The following is a 16,900-nucleotide window of genomic DNA, read 5'->3' as shown; positions in this document are numbered from 1 at the left end:
GGCTACCCCGGAGCTTTGTGCTGGAGAATGGCGGCAGGGTAGGAGGGTGTCTCCGCTACCTGGGAACTTGGTGCTGCAAAACCTTGGTTGCAGCCACACTGCGGCTTTCGAGGCCGCTGCGCCGGTGAAAAACCGTTGCTTTGAGGCTACGGGCAGAGACAGTGTAAACTCCGTTCGGTTGGCTGCTGATTATTTGCAGACTATCAAATGACTGCCAGATAAAAGGCTGCTTATATCAGTACAAGGCAGGTTAGGTGGGGTGTCAAGGCTACCGTTTGGGAGCGACTGCGCCCGCAAAACCGCAGCAAAGCAGGCAGGGGGTCCCCGCATGTTCGAAGATGGCGAAGGCCGCCGGGAAGTCCGGCACGCAACGCAGGTTGCGTAACCGGACGGAAGGCGGCCTGGCTTATAAGAAATACACTATGAGCCATCGAGTTCGGGAACACTGCCTGCTAGGCCAGGTTTTGCAGCACAAAGCTCCCGGGTAGCCGGGCACCCCACCTTTCCTGCCGTAAACACAGCCTGCCGCAGCCGCAACCGCAGGAAGGCGTAACCTCGGAGCAACGGTTGTTCCACCGGCACAGCGGCATAAAATAAAAAATTTCAGCCTTATTATCGCTGAATAATTCCTCCCTGTCCTCGTCGTCATTCCGAATCTCCAGGAGGTCCTTGTATAAGCTGTCCCGGTCCTTCAGGCAACCCGCAACTTTTTTTATAACACCGCCCGGTCAGGTCTTTTGTAAGGCTTGATAGTTACTTTTCCATCCCTGATGGAAAATTCTATATGGTCTCCTGCTTTTACCCCAAAAGTTTCAACTACATTCTTTGGTAATGAAACCACATAGCTGTTACCGCTCTTAAATACTCTTCTGATCTCCATTTATCCAAACCTCCATGTATAGACCATCTATACATATTATAGCGCTTTGAAAAAAATAATTAAACAACTAATTGACTTTTCTGTGTAAAAGTTCAATAGCCAGGCGGGCGTTTTCCAGGGCAGCTTCTCTCAAGCCTCGGCTGAATTCAGCCAATTGTCCGGAAACGGCTTCCCTGTTCCGAAGTATATAGTCTATAAGCCTGATCAAAGTTTCACTGCTGACGGAATCAACGCTTCCCGCCGAAAAACAGCCAGGGCTTTGCAGGAACTTATCCACTTTGGGGTCATAGCTGATACCGATCACCGGGACACCTTGCACAGCCCCGAAAATTAGGGCGTGCAGCCGCATGGCAATAACCAGTTCCAGCTTTCCGGTCAGGGCCATTAACCGGTCGGGCCCCAGGCTCCTGTCAAGCAAAACAGATTTATTCCCCAGTCGTTTGTGCAATTCTTTTGCCGCCGGTAAATCAACAGGATAATGCATGGGAATAATAACCACCTGCCGGCCCAGGCTCAGCAGGTAACCGGCTGCTTCAGCAAGTGCGTTGAGTGAACTTTCATAGTTGGGCCATGGCCGGATAGCTATGCCTACGAGAGGCCCGTTCTTTAAATCAATGCCAAATCCGGCCAGAACCCTTTCGCCCGGCTCCGCTTCTCCGGCGCCGCCCAGGCCAAAAACGGGATCCGCCGTCACTTTGACGACAGGTTTCCGGACCCCGATCTCTTTCAGCAGTTCTGCCGATTCCCTGTCCCGCAGCGTGATCAGGTCCACCTTGTTCACAATATGCTTAATCAGGGTGCGGCCCAACTTTTTATTGACCGGGCCTACCCCCTGGGCATAAAACATGACCGGCTTGCCCAGAGCCTTCGCCATAGCGACAATCCCCAGGTAATAGGGGATGGTCAGAGGGCCCGTTACATCCTGCAGCAGGCTGCCGCCGCCGCTTATTAACAGGTCCGTGTTTCTGATGGCCGCCACTATTTCCCGCAGGTTGGTCCGGCTTACCGCAGCCACACCGAGGCTGCGGCCCGTTTTTTCCGGTTGTGCGGAAAGGACTGTGATGTGTATTTTATTATCACAACTGCGCAGGGCATCGACTATGGCTTTGAGCAATGCTTCATCCCCGACATTGTCATAACCATAGTAGCCGGAAATAACTACTTTCTTCATTATAAAAAATTCCTTTCCTATCTTAAATCTGCCTCAATTTCCCTCATTAAATACTGCAGTTCCTCTTCATCCACAATAAAATAACTGGCGCCGTGTATGTAACTGGGCTTCCCGGGGAGCTGGTGAAACTGCACATCTGCCGCCTTCATCGAATGAAAGTTTTCGGCCAGAGATAAAAGGTCTGCTACTGACATATCGGTTTTAACATTTTCCTTTAATTGTTCAATAATATCCGGCAGCTTCAATAATGTTCCCAGCCGCAAATGCTGTTCGATGAGCGCCTTTAAAAACTTCTGCTGCCGTTCGATACGCCCCAGGTCGCCCCTGCCGTCACTGCGGTACCGAACGTAGCCCAAAGCGTCATGCCCGTCCAGCACCTGCCGGCCTTTTTTCACGTCTATATCTTCTGGAGGGTAATACATCCTTTGTTCCACATCTATCTCTACTCCCCCCAGCAGGTCAATAATATTTGCAAAACCGGTGAAGTTGGTTTCCAGGTAATTATGTATTTTGATACCTAATAAATTTTCTATGGTACCTTTAACCAGCTTTATCCCGCCGTTTGAGTGGGCATGGTTAAGTTTTGTCTTATGTTTGAACCCCTCTATTTTTACCCGGGAATCCCGCGGCAGAGAAATAAAATGGGCCTTTTTCGTTTTTAGGTTAAGCATCGCCACAATTATCGTATCGGACCGGGAAGGTTCATTTTCCCTTTGATCTGTGCCCATAATCAGTATATTTTTGACCGGATCTGCCGGTTTAGCCAGGGCCTCCGGCCTTTTTTCAATACTGTCTCCGGCAAAAGTTGCCCCGATTCGCCACGCCAGAAAATCCCTGGCCCGGTCCCCGTAACTATACACTGAATAAACCCCAAGCCCTATAAAAGCAAAAACGAGAAACAGTCGGAACACCAGTCTCCTTTTGTTTAGCCGCCTGATTTTTAACCTTTCTACCCTGGTAGCGGCAGCGTAATACTCCTGGTCAAATCGGTAAAAGTCCATGGTTATGTACTCCTTAAAGCAACAAAATATAACACATTTTTAATGAATTCGAGAATTTTTGGCCGTTTCCTGTTTCACTTTTTAAATTTCCCTCATTTCGGCCGCATCATTTTCTGGATATTTAGGAAAAAAAATTGGCTTCAGGTATACCTGAAACCAATCAACTGCTTTTAAAATATCTCCATGGAGATTATTTTCTCCTGGCCGGGTCCAGGCTTAAGGCCAGGAAAACACAAACCTCTGCCCGGCTGACCTTGTTGGCGGGCCGGAAGGTACCGTCTTCATACCCTCTTGATATACCGTTATCGGCCACCCGCATTATTAAATCGTAAGCCCAATACCCCGGCTGCACGTCGGAAAACCGGGCAGCCTTGTTCAGGCGTTCCAGATTGAATGCCCTTACCAGCATGGCCGCCATTTCGCCCCTGGTAACGCTGTCGTTCGGCCGGAATTTTCCGTCATTACCCGAAATAATACCGGCTTTTTGGGCCACGGCTATATGACTGTAAGCCCAATGAGATGCCGGAACATCTGTAAACTCAGCTTTGACACCCGTCGTTGGCAGTTGCAGGGCATTAACTATCATTACCGCCAACTGGGCCCTGGTAGTTTGGCTGCCGGGGGCAAATTTACCGGCCCCCACGCCTTTGACAATGTTTTTGTTCACCATATAAGTAATGCTGTCATAGGCCCAATGGGTAGTCGGCACGTCGTCGAACTTAACGGCCCTTTGAGCTTTTAATGCGGCCACTTCCGCTGCCAACCTACTGATTTCGTCACGCAGCGGCTGCAGCGCTTTTTCCACATAGCTCCTGGAAACCACGGGATTATTTACACTGCCCGGAGGAGCAGTGGCAGCCTGAACAATCTGCGCTGCCAAAAAACCTGCCAACAAGGGCAATAAGACCAGATATTTAAGGCGGATCCTCAACATATCACTTCCTTTAGTCGCTTCTATTCCGGCAAAACGTCTGGTTAAACGTTCTTATTTCTTCTTAAGCTGCTCAACTTCTGCCTTTAAGTCATTTAACTGGTTCTGCAGTTTGTTCAGTTGGGCATCAACATAACTTTTCGTTACCAAAGGGTCGCTGGAAGAACCCGGCCCGCTGATAGCTGCGTTAACCGCGTTTCCCAAGACGAAACCTAACACAGTCAATATAATTACGCTGGTGAGAATAATGATTTTCCCCTTATTCATTTTCCTACCTCCTTTGGTTAATTTTACATTCGGCAGCGCCCGGGCCAAATCCTGCCCTGGCTATAAAAAAAAACGAGCTAAATCGACTCGTCTCTCTGTATTATTGATTGGTCAAGTCATATAAAATGTTCTGCCAGGTATCGGCGGCCACCAATTGGCGGCGTTTCCCTTCTGAACATATTTCACGCCCGGGCAGGGCTTGCTTGCGCATGTTGTTTATATCCATTTGTCTTGTATATTGCAGTAACTGTAGTACCTGTTGAACGGATATATCACTTTCCACGTGTTGTTTGAATACTTTGACGATAGCCGGAAATTTGACCAAAGTTGTAGGTTTGATAGCCTGTTTGGCTACAGCACGCACAATTCTTTCGTCATTTGGCCGTAGCCCTTTGGCCGATTCTTCCAGGACCTTCGCCATGGCAATCCTTTCATTTCCTAACTGCAAAGGCCCAAGGATATCACTTATTTCATACAAAGCTTCATTGTTTATGTGTACATAATTATCTATCTCTGTTTCCAGACGGTTTTCTAACCGTTTAATCATGCCTACTTTTCCCTCGGCTGCATAAATATCCTGGAGAGTCTCCCCGTTTTCTCCCAGGACAGTACCGAGAGGTATCACTACCAAAGCCGGTCGTCTACTGGTTTTATTCAGGGTCATTATAGATACAACCTTTAAATTGGCCTTGTCCGTCCAGATGTATAAAATATTTATTGCGTTTAAAGCCTTATTCAGGTGGCGAAAGGATACGTCTTCCCTCAATGCCCTATTTTCTTTATCTGAATTTTTCTCTTTATCTGAGCCGTCTGATCCCGGCTTTTCGGGGTCCGGGACCGTCCGCAGCCAATGCCCGGGTAAAGGCTTTTTCTCTGTAACGGCGGCCCGTGACGATATCCTGGGTTCATAGCGCAACTTTTCATCTATGTAATAAACCGTTGTCGTGGCAACAAAGGCCAACAAGCCGATAATCACCAAAAGCCTGGTACACATTTGCCTGGTTCTGCCCATTTGAAACACTTTATATTTCCCCGCTTTCAGCTCATATTTGCAACAACCTCATATTAGTATTGGAAAAATGTAAAAAAAATATGCCGGTTCTCCCGGCATATTTTTTATCTTTTACTTTGACCTTCTTCTTTATCGTCCTTCGGCAGCCCCGCTAGCTGTTCGTAAATTACATCGCCCAGCCCGCCCGCTCCGTTCAGGGCTGCCTGAATGCTGACTTCCTGATCAAACATGCTTTGGAAAAGCTCTGTACCAAAGCTTTTCTCGCCAAAGATTTCTGTACTGGGCACGGTCTTGCGCATGGCTGAAAACATTTGGTATAAAAGCAGTGCTTCCAATTGCTGGGCGGCTTCCCTGATTTGTTTGTCGCCACCGGCCGACTGGGCCTTTTCCAGGACCTGGGCAAAATTCGGCCGTTCCGGTTCAGGCAGGGCCCGACGGCTATCCTTGATAGGAATTGAGGTAAGCAGGTTATTATCTATTCTCACCCTTTGTCACCTACCGCTTGAGTAGTTGATTGGCCATCCCCAGCATTTCATCTGAAGTCCTGATGGACCTGGAGCTCAATTCGTAGGCCCGGTTGGCAATGATCATGTTGACCATTTCTTCCGCCACCTCCACATTGGAGCCTTCCAATGCTGAACTCCTCAGTGTATAATCGGCTGGTCCCGCTACAGTGGCTGCGCCGGAATTCACCGATTCGGCATACATATTCGAGCCAATTTTATTTAACCCGGCTGGGTTGACAAACTTGACCAGCCGTAGCTTGCCCACCTGTACTGCAGCCGTAAGGTTACCCTCCTTGTCAAGGGTCACAGACCCATCGGCCAACCGGAGATAAACTTCCGGCACAATGGGGTACCCCTTCTCCGTAATCAGCCTGCCGTTCTTATCAACGCTGACCTGAGTTTCCTTGGTGTAAGCCACCTTCCCGTCGGGCAGTAAAACTTGAAAATAAAGGTCCCTTCCTTCCTTATTGTTCTGTTCTGCAGGCAAAGCCTTGCCGGACTCCCTGGTCGGCCGGAAATAACCGTCTTCTACTTTTTCCAGTTTATTTGCCGCCTCGAAAACAAATCCGGGTATTCTGCCCACTGCTTGTTGTTCCAAAATGGCTCCCGCGTTGTCTATCTTCAAAGATTGCGGGCTGTCAAAGGTCAGGGGGTTAAGGTTTTCATCAAGGACCTTGGACCCGTCAGCCGTTACCAGTGTTCCCTTTGCGTCCAGTTTAAAAGAGCCGTCCCTGGTATAAGCAAGGCTGCCGTCCGGGCGCCTTACTGCAAAGAAGGCATTCCCTTCAATGGCGAGGTCCAACGGGTTATCAGTCTGTTGAATTATGCCCTGTCCAAAGATAACCGGCGTACCCGCCGGCCGGACACCGTTACCCGTCTGGAATCCGGTGGGAATGATTTCTCCCCGCAAAGTCTTTTTGCCGGGAGCGCGCATTTCAGAATAAAGCAAGTCCTGAAACTCTACTCTGGACTTTTTATAGCCGGTAGTGTTCACGTTGGCCAGGTTATTGGCTATAGAGTCCATAGCCAACTGCTGGCCCAGCATACCGGAGCTTGCTGACCATAACGCCTGTAACATTATTTATTCCTCCCGTAATTTCCCTTTGCCGCCTCAGTCGGTCAGCGGCAGGAGAGGCTTCCGCGCTGCGGTCCGGCCTCTTTAATTTTACCTGATACTACCCATCTTTTAAATCATCTTAATTTCGCCTGTTCCTATCCATCTTAACTAATGACCTACTTAAACCTGGCAACGTCGTTGATTGCCTGGCCCAGGGTCTGGTCGTGGGCCTGAATCATCTTTTGGTTGGCCTCGTAAGCACGCATAATTGTAATCAGGTCAACCATTTCTTGCACGGGATTCACATTGGAGGTTTCCAATGCCTTTTGCATGATCTGACCGTTAAAACCGGCCACAGGTTGTCCACCCGCAAAAAGGCTGTCACCCTGTTTCACCAACCGGTTGGGGTCATTAAAGGAAACAATTCGTAAAGTGTCAATTACCTGTCCATTGGCCGAAATGTTGCCCTGCTTGTCCACCACTATATCATTATTTCCTATACGGATGCGGCCCCTTTGGCCCAAGACATAATTGCCCTCGGAGGTAACAAGGTACCCTTCGCTGTCCAGAGTGAAAGCGCCGTTTCTGGTGTAGCGTTCTCCGGCGGGTGTTTGTATCACAAAGTATCCATCCCCGCTAATAGCCATATCCAGTGGGTTGGTAGTCTCTTTCAGTTGTCCCTGGGTATGTATGGTGATAACTTCATCAACAATGACTCCCGTCCCCAACCACCCAACTTTTTCAGGCTTTAACTGCGCCGGATTGTCCGGTTTTTCCATGCGCTGAATCAACATTTCAGGAAATGACTTAAACACCGCAGTATCCTTTTTGTAACCGGTAGTATTTACATTAGCCAGGTTATTAGCCGCCACATCGTTTCTGGCTGATTCCGCCAGCATACCGGCAGCCGACGTGTAGAGACCCCTGATCATTATCCTTCACCTCCTTTTTTGACCGGTTTATTATTTGGCTCACTAAAGCGCTTAATCTAAATTAAACCAGTGGTCCGAAATATTTAAACTACCTTTTTTGTACCACGGTTATTTACTGATAATACATTAATCATATTTAGGGCCTTTCCTGTCCCCAATGCTACGCAGGACAGGGGATCATCAGCCACATATACAGGCAGCCCCGTCTCCTTACTCAGCAAAGTATCCAGGCCGTTCAGCAGCGAGCCTCCTCCGGTCATACAAATACCTTTATTTATAATATCTGCGGAGAGTTCCGGAGGAGTTCTTTCCAGGACTTCCTTAACGGCGCTGACAACAGATTCGATAACTTCCTGCATTGCCTCGTAGGTCTGCTGGCTGGAAACTTTAACGGTCTTAGGCAAACCTGTAACCAGGTCCCTACCCCTGATATCCGTAACGGTATTTTCCGTTTTACCCTGCGGATAGGCAGTACCGACTGTCATCTTCAATTCTTCGGCCGTTCTCTCACCGATCATCAGGTTAAATTCCCTTCTGATATAGCGGACAATAGCCTCATCAAACTTGTCCCCACCTACCCTGAGGGACTCACTGGTTACTATTCCGCCCAGGGAGAGCACTGCAATATCAGTGGTACCTCCGCCAATATCTACAACCATGCTGCCGCTGGCTTCGGAAATCTCCAGGCCCGCACCCAAAGCTGCGGCAAGAGGTTCTTCGATCAGGTGGGCTTGTCTGGCTCCAGCCTGCAGCGCGGCCTGTCGAACAGCCCTTTCCTCCACCCCGGTTACACCGGACGGAATGCAGACCATAATCCGGGGGCGAAAGAAAAAACTCCGCCCACAGGCCTTATTTATAAAATATTTAAGCATTTTTTCCGTTACATCGTAGTCAGCTATTACACCTTCTCTAAGCGGCCGGGTTGCTACAATATTACCGGGCGTGCGGCCCAGCATTTTCCGGGCTTCTTCTCCGACAGCAATGATACGGCCCGTCAATTTATCTATGGCCACCACAGAGGGTTCCCGCAATACAATTCCTTTTCCTTTTACAAATACAAGAACGTTAGCCGTTCCTAAATCTACGCCAATATCTGTACCAAAGAAAAACATTTATTTAATTCCCCTTTCAAACGTAACTGAGTCTAGGTATAATAGCCCAAAGTGGTAATAATTACCCTGAAAATTATAATTCTACGTATTTAGGGGAATTCCTTTTTTTTCTTGTCTATTCCACCATTTCCTGATATTTTTTTCGGGTTGCTTCTCCACCGCGGAGATGACGCTCTGCTTTGTTAAACTCCAGTATTTCCCTTATCTTTTGCGCCAGCTTCTTATTTATCATCGGCAGCCTTTCCGTCATATCCTTATGTACGGTACTTTTGCTGACTCCAAATACAGCAGCAGCTTGCCTGACCGTTGCCTTTGTATCCATGATATAATTGCTTATATCAAGTACGCGTTTCCGAATATAATCTTGCATTAATCTACCTCCCCGCAATTTACTAATAAATATATATGCGGAGGAGTGTAATAAATGCCGAAAAAGTATGGTCTTCCGTTACTTTGGCACAAATTTCACAAGACTGCTGATTTGTGTTCCTTTATAGTAATAAGCAAGAATTTCCCGGTAGTTTTTCCCTGCTTTGGCCATGCCGTTGGCGCCGTATTGACACATGCCAACTCCATGTCCTTTGCCCTTAGTTGTAAATGTAACTTTGTCGCCTTTTATTTCCCACGAAAAGACAGATGATGCAAGACCTAATTTGGTCCGAAAGGCGTTGCCGGAAATAACTTCACTCCCTGATTTTACTGAAATTAGGCGTTTGTTTTTTGAATAGATCCCGTTTTTCAATAAAGGGATTATTGCTTCAACTTTACCGGGCAGGTTTAATAAGGCTGCGAACTCTTTTACCGAAACAGTAGTCTTATTAATTAATCCCGGTTTTGTGAGGTCGTCCCATTGGCACTTTACGGCCTGCAAATATGGTATGTCATATTTCCACACGTTTCCCGATTTTTCTGTTCCCGCCCCTCCGCAGGACCCGTGGTAAACAGGGTCAGCTAATTGGTTGTTATAGACGAGAACTTTTCCTTTTGTTTCCTGCACTGCTTTTTTTATTTTATAAATGTATAAAGGATACTTGAACATACCCCACTTCTTTTTTAATTCCTCACTGGAAAACCAGGCCTGACAGTGGGTTGGGCGGTCGCACAATTTGGCCCCCTGAGTACCTGGATGTAAATCCGGATCAACCATCAGCATTCTCCTGATTGTATATGTTCTTGCCGCAACAGCTTGCGCTTTTAAGGCTTCTGTTTCAAAATTTGCCGGCATTTCAGCGGCCACAACGCCGATGAGGTATTCTTCCAAAGGTATCGCCACCGTTTTTTTCCTGGCACTGATATAAACATTTACAGTTAAAGGTTTTCCTGCGTATTCATTGAGCAGCCCCCGCTCCATGTCGTGATTTGCCGCAGGCCAATTTATTACTGCCGGAATTAATACGGTAGCCAAAACAAACATAAATAATACTGCCCAAATCAGTTTTTTCATAGTCCCTCCCTTTTTTTGTCCATCTTATGTTTAAAAGTATGAAACAGGGCCGCTTCTTATGACCAAAAAAAAAACATGGTCCAAAGACCATGTTTTTTTGTTTTCTAAACTTCGTAGCCGGCTGCTTTGATACGGGCGATAGCCCTGCGTAAGGCCAGCTCAGCCCGAACGAGGTCAATATCGTGGGTCCGGCTGGCAAGTCTCTGTTCTGCTCTTTCTTTAGCCGCCCTGGCCCGTGCGACGTCAATTTCGTCGCCCCGCTCGGCTGTATCAGCCAGTACAACAAGTTTATTTTTGCTTACTTCCATAAAACCGCCACTAATAGCAAGTTTTATTTCTTTTTGATTTTGGATAACCTTCATAACCCCAATTTTGAGCGCTGCCACAATTGGGGCATGGTTGGCCAGGATACCGAGATAACCCTCTTCTCCGGGAACGACAACGAATTCCACCTCTTCTGAAAAAACGATGCGCTCCGGAGTAACTATCTCAACTTTTACCTGCTTGTCGGCCATAATTACTCACTTCCCTCTAGCTCTTTGGCCCTCGCTACAACCTCATCGATAGTCCCTGCCATCAGGAATGCTCCTTCAGGAATTGAGTCGTGTTTTCCTTCGACAATTTCTTTAAACCCACGGATAGTTTCTTTTAATGGAACATATTTACCTGGTGTTCCGGTAAAGGTTTCCGCAACGAAGAAGGGCTGCGACAAGAATCTCTGAATCTTTCTGGCCCGAGCAACAATAAGTTTATCTTCATCGGACAATTCGTCCATACCGAGAATCGCGATGATGTCCTGCAATTCTTTATATCTCTGGAGAATGTTCTGGACATCACGGGCTACCCGGTAATGTTCTTCGCCAACAATTCTCGGGTCAAGTACCCGGGAAGTGGAATCAAGGGGGTCCACAGCCGGGTAAATACCCAACTCGGCTATTTGCCGGGAAAGAACCGTTGTAGCGTCCAGGTGGGCAAATGCTGTGGCCGGAGCGGGGTCGGTCAGGTCATCGGCAGGCACGTAAATGGCCTGAACCGATGTGATGGAACCCTTTTTAGTTGATGTAATACGCTCCTGCAACTGACCCATTTCTGTGGCCAGTGTCGGCTGGTAACCAACCGCAGACGGCATCCGGCCCAGTAGCGCAGAAACCTCAGAACCGGCCTGGGTGAAACGGAAAATGTTGTCGATAAAGAGAAGAACGTCCTGTCCCTCTTCATCACGGAAAAATTCGGCTACAGTCAAGCCGGTCAAAGCAACCCGAAGACGGGCGCCCGGCGGTTCATTCATCTGACCGAACACCATTGCCGTCTTGTCAATAACTCCACCGGCAATCATTTCGTGGTAGAGGTCATTACCTTCGCGGGTACGCTCACCAACACCGGCAAAAACGGAGAATCCGCCGTGCTCATAAGCAATGTTCCGGATAAGCTCCATAATTAATACGGTTTTTCCAACACCGGCGCCACCGAAGAGCCCGATTTTACCACCCTTTGCGTAAGGAGCTAACAGGTCAACGACCTTTATACCCGTTTCCAGTATTTCTGTAGCGGTTTCTTGGTCTTCAAATGCAGGTGCGGGCCGGTGAATCGGATATTTGACATCTGACTCAATTGGCCCCTTATGGTCAATAGAATCCCCAAGGACGTTCATCAACCGGCCAAGAGCCGGACGTCCGACGGGAACGGTGATAGGTGCGCCGGTATCTATGGCCTTCATACCTCTGACAAGACCATCGGTTGAACTCATGGCAACACAACGACACATATTGTTACCGAGATGCTGCATGACTTCAAGAGTTACATTAATATCAACTGTAGATTTCTTTTCGTCCTGGTCAGCAGATCTAATGACAATGGCATTGTATATATTTGGCAGTTTACCGGGTTCGAACTCAATGTCTACGGCCGGTCCAACTACCTGTACTACTTTACCTACGTTCATGCCGCGTTTTCCCTCCTATTCTGGCAATTAATCCAGCGCGTTTGCTCCACCAACGATTTCGGAAATTTCCTTGGTGATGGCTGCTTGTCGCGCCCGGTTCAGGGACAAAGTAAGCTTGTCAATCATTTCTGTGGCGTTGTCTGTCGCCGAACCCATAGCCGTCATCCTGGCGCCGTGTTCACTGGCCTTAGCTTCCAGCAAGGCCCTATATACGGTTGTTTCCACATATTTGGGCAGTAATTCTCCTAACAATACATCCGGTGCCGGTTCATAAATATAATCCACCTGGCTCGTTCCTTCCTTTTCCTTCGGCGTTTCAACAGGAAGGAGCTTGATGGTTTTGGGCTTCTGGGTAATAGCAGAAACAAATTCTGTGAAAGTCAGGTAAACCTCGTCAACAACGCCTTTTACATAATAATCCATTAGGGTCTGGGCAATGTCTTTAGCCGTTGCAAATGGGATATCTTCCCCTAGCCCGATAAACTCGGATTTGATATCAAATCCGCGCCGCCGGAAATAATCCCTTCCCTTTCTGCCGATCGTAATCAGGCTTGCGCCTTGCATATTATTTAAATCCCGGTGGGCCATCCTTATAATGTTGGCATTGTAACCGCCACACAGACCCCGGTCTGCGGTAATAAGGACGTACCCGATACTTTTAGGCTCTCTCACCTCTAAAAGGGGATGAGAAACTCCCGAATTTGCCGCCGCTAACCTTGCCAGCACTTCTTGTATTTTGCCGGCAAAGGGTCTGGCCGCAATAACCCGTTCCTGAGCGCGGCGCAATTTTGCAGCAGCGACCATTTTCATAGCCTTGGTTATCTGCTGGGTACTCTTAACACTCTTAATCCTGCGCCTGATATCTCGCGCACTTGCCATGTGGACATCTCACCACCTTTTTTCTACGGCCTTACCTTAAATATCCGGATAAAAACCGCATTAGTGTACAGACTATAGATTAGAACATTTTCTTGAACTCAACAACTGCTGCCTTCAGTTTTTCAATCAACTCATCGCTGAGTACTTGTTTTTCGCGAATTTCTTTGCCGATTTCAGGCTTACTGGAATGCATGAATTTCAGGAAGTCTTCTTCAAACTTGCCGATTCTATCAACTTCCAAATCGTCCAAATATCCGTTAACGGCAGTAAACAGAACCATAACCTGGTCTTCTACCGGCATTGGTTTATATTGGTCCTGTTTCAAAATTACCATCATCCGCTCACCACGGGTCAGACGAGCCTGGGTTGCTTTGTCCAGGTCAGACCCGAACTGCGCGAAGGCGGCTAATTCCCGGTACTGCGCCAGGTCGATCCTCAGACGACCGGCAACTTGTTTCATAGCCTTGATCTGAGCGGCGCCACCAACCCGGGATACGGACAGACCAACGTGGATAGCCGGGCGCTGGCCGGCATAGAACAGGTCAGACTCCAGGAAAATCTGTCCGTCGGTAATGGAAATAACGTTTGTCGGAATATAAGCCGAAACGTCGCCGGCCTGTGTTTCAATGACCGGCAGAGCCGTCAGGGAACCGCCGCCGAGTTCATCGTTCAGCTTGGAAGCCCGTTCAAGCAAACGGGAGTGCAGATAGAAAACGTCGCCCGGATAAGCTTCGCGGCCCGGAGGACGGCGGAGCAACAGGGACATCTCCCGGTAAGCAGCAGCCTGTTTGGACAGGTCGTCGTAAATTATCAGCACATGCTTACCCTGAAACATGAATTCCTCGCCCATTGCGCAGCCGGCATATGGAGCTATAAAGAGCATTGGCGCCGGTTCACTGGCTGTTGCGGAAACAACGATGGTGTAATCCATAGCGCCGTGTTCCTCTAAAGTCTTCACAACACCGGCCACTGTAGAAGCCTTTTGCCCTATGGCTACGTAAATACAAATTACGTCTGTATCCTTTTGGTTAATGATGGTGTCAACGGCTATAGCAGTTTTACCTGTCTGGCGGTCACCGATTATAAGTTCCCGCTGTCCACGACCAATGGGAACCATGGAGTCAATAGCCTTAATACCGGTCTGTAACGGTTCATGAACGGATTTCCGTTCGATAACGCCCTCGGCCCGTTTCTCTACAGGACGGAACTTATCAGTGTTGATTGGACCTTTACCGTCAATCGGTTGACCCAGAGCATTTACAACCCTGCCTAATAAAGCATCACCTACAGGAACCTCGACGATCCGGCCTGTACGCTTAACGGGATCCCCCTCGCGAATCTGAGTATAAGGTCCTAAAATAACGCAACCGATATTGTCTTCTTCGAGGTTGAGGGCCATTCCGTAAATGCCACCGGGGAATTCCAGCATCTCACCCGCCATAGCCTCTTCAAGGCCATAAATACGGGCAATACCGTCTCCTACCTGAATAACTGTACCGACATCAGATATCTCGACCTCGGTGCGATAACGTTCGATTTGTTGTTTAATAATCGAACTGATTTCTTCCGGTCTCAATTTCATCTTAGTTCCTCACCCCTATCTCCTTGACTGAAATTTGCATCAGTTTTTCTTTTAATAGATCAAGTCTTCTAAGAATACTGCCGTCCATTACTTTGTCCCCGATGCGCACTACAACCCCACCAATCAGGTTGGGGTCTACTTCGTTGATAAATTTGATGTTTTTGCAGGTCGCTTTGCTCAATTTTTCCTGAATCGCGGCTAAATCTTTATCACCGAGAGGTTGTGCCGACTTTATGTAGGCTTCAGCAATATTTTTCGCTTCGTTTGCGAAACCTACAAACTGTTTGTAAATCTCTTCTATGTAAGGAGCCCGGTACTTCTCGGCAATAACTGCCAAGAAATTTAAAGTAATTTCCGACAATTCCTGGGAAAAAATATTACTAAGTATTTCTTTCTTTTCTTCCGGAGCCACCAGTTGATGGTCAAGAATCATCTTCAGCTCCGGGTTGCTGTTAATGGTCTCAATAACAAACCGAAGTTCTTCTTCAAGTTTGTCCAACTCATTTTTTTCCTGGGCAATAGCAAAAAAAGCCTGGGCATAACGGCGGGCAACAGCATTCTCTAACATTTTAAACCGCCCACCTCTTGTACAAAGTCTTTCACCAATTTTTCATGGTCCTCAACGCTTATAGCTTTACCCAGTACTTTTCCGGCCGCCATTACAGCTAGAGTTGCCACCTCGTCACGCAAGGCTGCAACAGCAGCATCCTTTTCCCTCGCAATCTCCTCCTGTGCTTTACGAATCGCCTTATTAGCTTCTTCCTGGGCATTGGCAACAATTTCTTTTTTCATCTCTTCGCCCAGTTGAGCAGCCTTGGCTATAATGTCCTGGGCCTCCTTTTTGGCCTCAGCAAGCCTGGTTTCATACTCCTTCCTCAGGGCTTCCGCCTCGGCTTTGGCTGTCTCTGCGCTGTTTATAGCGTCTTCTATGGATTTTTTACGGTCGTCCAGCATTTGCAGCATCGGCTTATACAACAGCTTGTTCAGGATAAAGAGCAGAATGAGGAAGTTGACTATTTGCCATACAAATTTCAGGGGCGCAAAACCCAAGCTTTCCAATAATGCCATATTGTACCAATTTACCCCCTCTCTATAACCTTAAAAACTTTGTTTTAGGCGAAAAGAGACCAAGGTTATACCTTCCCTGATCTCCTCGCCCTAGTCGATATAACAACCAACACATAACCGTGTTTTCATTAACCAATCTTACCTACTAACATGAATGCGATTAACAGACCGTAAATAGTTAAGGTCTCCATAAATGCTAAGGCAATGAACAGCAATGTTCTAATTGTACCACTTACTTCCGGTTGACGGGCAATACTTTCAAAAGCCTTACCGGATGCAATACCCTGACCGATACCGGCTCCTATAGCAGCAACACCGACTGCGAATGCGGCGCCAAGGGCGATAAGACCGTGAACTGTTGTCATTTATTTTCCCCCCCTTCCATGTTGAAAAGTTAACTTAACAAATTTTGTTTTGCTTAGTGATGTTCATCTGTAGCTCCCGCAATATATGTGGTAGCTAACAATGTAAAAACGAAAGCCTGAATTGCTCCCGTCAGAACACCCAAGAGCATCATTGGTACCGGCACCAAAACAGGCACCATTTCTGACAATTTGGCGATAATCATTTCCTCCCCGAAAATGTTACCGTATAGACGAAGGGAGAGAGATACCGGTCTAACCAGCTCTTCTATAATGTTCAGGATGAATAGGAAAGCCATTGGCTGAAAGAAATGCTTAAAAAATCCAATTCCTTTTGCCCGTATGCCAAAATAAAATACCGATAAGAAAACTAAAATTGCCAGACCTGCAGTAATACTGATGTTGTTGGTCGGAGGCACAAAACCGGGTATCATTGCCGCCCCCGGAAGCAAACCGGAGTAATTGGAGAGAAGTATGTAAAGAAAACACGTTGCCAGAAACGGCCCATATTTTCTTGCCCTTTCTTCGCCCATGATGCCGCCAAAGAACCCGAATAATCCCTCCACAACAAACTCCATTACATTCTGAAGGCCTTGCGGTAATTTCTTCATATTTCTGGTTGCCAGGTAAGATAAAATTCCAAGCAAAAGAATAATTGCCCAGGACGTAATTACAAAGTGGGGTATTTCTATGCCACCCACATGGGCAAAAGGTTCCGGAAGTCCATGACCACCTTCTGCTGACACATTTCCAC

General features: G+C 47.6%; 21 protein-coding genes. 1 reads left to right on the top strand and 20 read right to left on the bottom strand.

Translation table 11 applies throughout. The features are described from left to right. Positions 1-211: hypothetical protein (locus Tfer_RS16660; protein WP_207642457.1), on the top strand; the 211-nt coding region annotated here is incomplete at its 5' end. Between the two features lie 501 nt (positions 212-712). On the opposite strand, the gene Tfer_RS16160 is transcribed toward Tfer_RS16660, so the two are convergent. From Tfer_RS16160 to atpB, 20 genes are all read right to left on the bottom strand, one after another. Next, positions 713-880, bottom strand: coding sequence for an AbrB/MazE/SpoVT family DNA-binding domain-containing protein (locus Tfer_RS16160; RefSeq protein ID WP_083436974.1), 168 nt, complete (start codon positions 878-880; stop codon positions 713-715). Between the two features lie 67 nt (positions 881-947). Then, entirely contained in the window at positions 948-2,051 is a 1,104-nt protein-coding gene (gene csaB / locus Tfer_RS14445; RefSeq protein WP_052219007.1) for a polysaccharide pyruvyl transferase CsaB, read from the bottom strand. Positions 2,052-2,068: 17 nt separating this feature from the next. Continuing rightward, positions 2,069-3,052 (bottom strand): LCP family protein, encoded by a 984-nt coding sequence (locus tag Tfer_RS14440; RefSeq protein WP_013121698.1) that lies wholly within the window; start codon positions 3,050-3,052, stop codon positions 2,069-2,071. A 190-nt stretch (positions 3,053-3,242) separates the two neighbouring features. Continuing rightward, the gene (locus Tfer_RS14435; protein WP_083436973.1) at positions 3,243-3,986 is read right to left on the bottom strand and encodes an S-layer homology domain-containing protein; all 744 of its coding nucleotides are present in this window, start codon (positions 3,984-3,986) and stop codon (positions 3,243-3,245) included. 51 nt (positions 3,987-4,037) lie between these two features. After that, positions 4,038-4,250, bottom strand: a complete 213-nt coding sequence (locus Tfer_RS14430) for a hypothetical protein (RefSeq protein ID WP_013121700.1) — start codon at positions 4,248-4,250, stop codon at positions 4,038-4,040. 100 nt (positions 4,251-4,350) lie between these two features. Further along, positions 4,351-5,271, bottom strand: a complete 921-nt coding sequence (locus Tfer_RS14425; protein ID WP_052219005.1) for an LCP family protein — start codon at positions 5,269-5,271, stop codon at positions 4,351-4,353. Positions 5,272-5,366: 95 nt separating this feature from the next. Next, complete coding sequence (locus tag Tfer_RS14420) at positions 5,367-5,747, bottom strand: rod-binding protein (protein WP_052219004.1); 381 nt, start codon at positions 5,745-5,747, stop codon at positions 5,367-5,369. Between the two features lie 10 nt (positions 5,748-5,757). Then, on the bottom strand, positions 5,758-6,846 hold the full coding sequence (locus Tfer_RS16655; RefSeq protein ID WP_052219003.1) for a flagellar hook-basal body protein: 1,089 nt from the start codon (positions 6,844-6,846) through the stop codon (positions 5,758-5,760). A 155-nt stretch (positions 6,847-7,001) separates the two neighbouring features. Continuing rightward, positions 7,002-7,757 (bottom strand): flagellar basal-body rod protein FlgF, encoded by a 756-nt coding sequence (gene flgF, locus Tfer_RS14410; RefSeq protein WP_052219002.1) that lies wholly within the window; start codon positions 7,755-7,757, stop codon positions 7,002-7,004. Between the two features lie 83 nt (positions 7,758-7,840). After that, complete coding sequence (gene mreB, locus Tfer_RS14405) at positions 7,841-8,869, bottom strand: rod shape-determining protein (RefSeq protein ID WP_052219001.1); 1,029 nt, start codon at positions 8,867-8,869, stop codon at positions 7,841-7,843. A gap of 115 nt (positions 8,870-8,984) precedes the next feature. Then, complete coding sequence (spoIIID, locus tag Tfer_RS14400; RefSeq protein ID WP_013121706.1) at positions 8,985-9,239, bottom strand: sporulation transcriptional regulator SpoIIID; 255 nt, start codon at positions 9,237-9,239, stop codon at positions 8,985-8,987. 78 nt (positions 9,240-9,317) lie between these two features. Continuing rightward, a complete protein-coding gene (spoIID, locus tag Tfer_RS14395; RefSeq protein WP_052219000.1) occupies positions 9,318-10,313 on the bottom strand; it encodes a stage II sporulation protein D in 996 nt (331 codons plus the stop codon). 104 nt (positions 10,314-10,417) lie between these two features. Continuing rightward, positions 10,418-10,828, bottom strand: coding sequence for a F0F1 ATP synthase subunit epsilon (locus tag Tfer_RS14390; protein ID WP_052218999.1), 411 nt, complete (start codon positions 10,826-10,828; stop codon positions 10,418-10,420). A 2-nt stretch (positions 10,829-10,830) separates the two neighbouring features. Then, positions 10,831-12,255, bottom strand: coding sequence for a F0F1 ATP synthase subunit beta (gene atpD, locus Tfer_RS14385; RefSeq protein ID WP_052218998.1), 1,425 nt, complete (start codon positions 12,253-12,255; stop codon positions 10,831-10,833). 27 nt (positions 12,256-12,282) lie between these two features. Continuing rightward, positions 12,283-13,134, bottom strand: a complete 852-nt coding sequence (gene atpG, locus Tfer_RS14380; RefSeq protein WP_052218997.1) for an ATP synthase F1 subunit gamma — start codon at positions 13,132-13,134, stop codon at positions 12,283-12,285. A 79-nt stretch (positions 13,135-13,213) separates the two neighbouring features. Next, on the bottom strand, positions 13,214-14,716 hold the full coding sequence (atpA, locus tag Tfer_RS14375; protein ID WP_052218996.1) for a F0F1 ATP synthase subunit alpha: 1,503 nt from the start codon (positions 14,714-14,716) through the stop codon (positions 13,214-13,216). A 1-nt stretch (position 14,717) separates the two neighbouring features. After that, on the bottom strand, positions 14,718-15,284 hold the full coding sequence (gene atpH, locus Tfer_RS14370; protein WP_052218995.1) for an ATP synthase F1 subunit delta: 567 nt from the start codon (positions 15,282-15,284) through the stop codon (positions 14,718-14,720). Next, entirely contained in the window at positions 15,278-15,784 is a 507-nt protein-coding gene (gene atpF, locus Tfer_RS14365) for a F0F1 ATP synthase subunit B (RefSeq protein ID WP_052218994.1), read from the bottom strand. The genes atpH and atpF overlap by 7 nt, the downstream gene beginning before the upstream one ends. 128 nt (positions 15,785-15,912) lie before the next feature. Continuing rightward, the gene (gene atpE / locus Tfer_RS14360) at positions 15,913-16,149 is read right to left on the bottom strand and encodes an ATP synthase F0 subunit C (protein ID WP_013121714.1); all 237 of its coding nucleotides are present in this window, start codon (positions 16,147-16,149) and stop codon (positions 15,913-15,915) included. A 53-nt stretch (positions 16,150-16,202) separates the two neighbouring features. Then, the gene (gene atpB / locus Tfer_RS14355) at positions 16,203-16,892 is read right to left on the bottom strand and encodes a F0F1 ATP synthase subunit A (protein ID WP_013121715.1); all 690 of its coding nucleotides are present in this window, start codon (positions 16,890-16,892) and stop codon (positions 16,203-16,205) included. Positions 16,893-16,900: the final 8 nt, after the last annotated feature.

Origin of the sequence: Thermincola ferriacetica (assembly GCF_001263415.1) — a bacterium.
GTDB classification, from domain to species: domain Bacteria; phylum Bacillota; class Thermincolia; order Thermincolales; family Thermincolaceae; genus Thermincola; species Thermincola ferriacetica.
The sequence above is the reverse complement of the archived record's forward strand: the minus strand, read 5'-3'. Positions and strand labels throughout refer to the sequence as shown.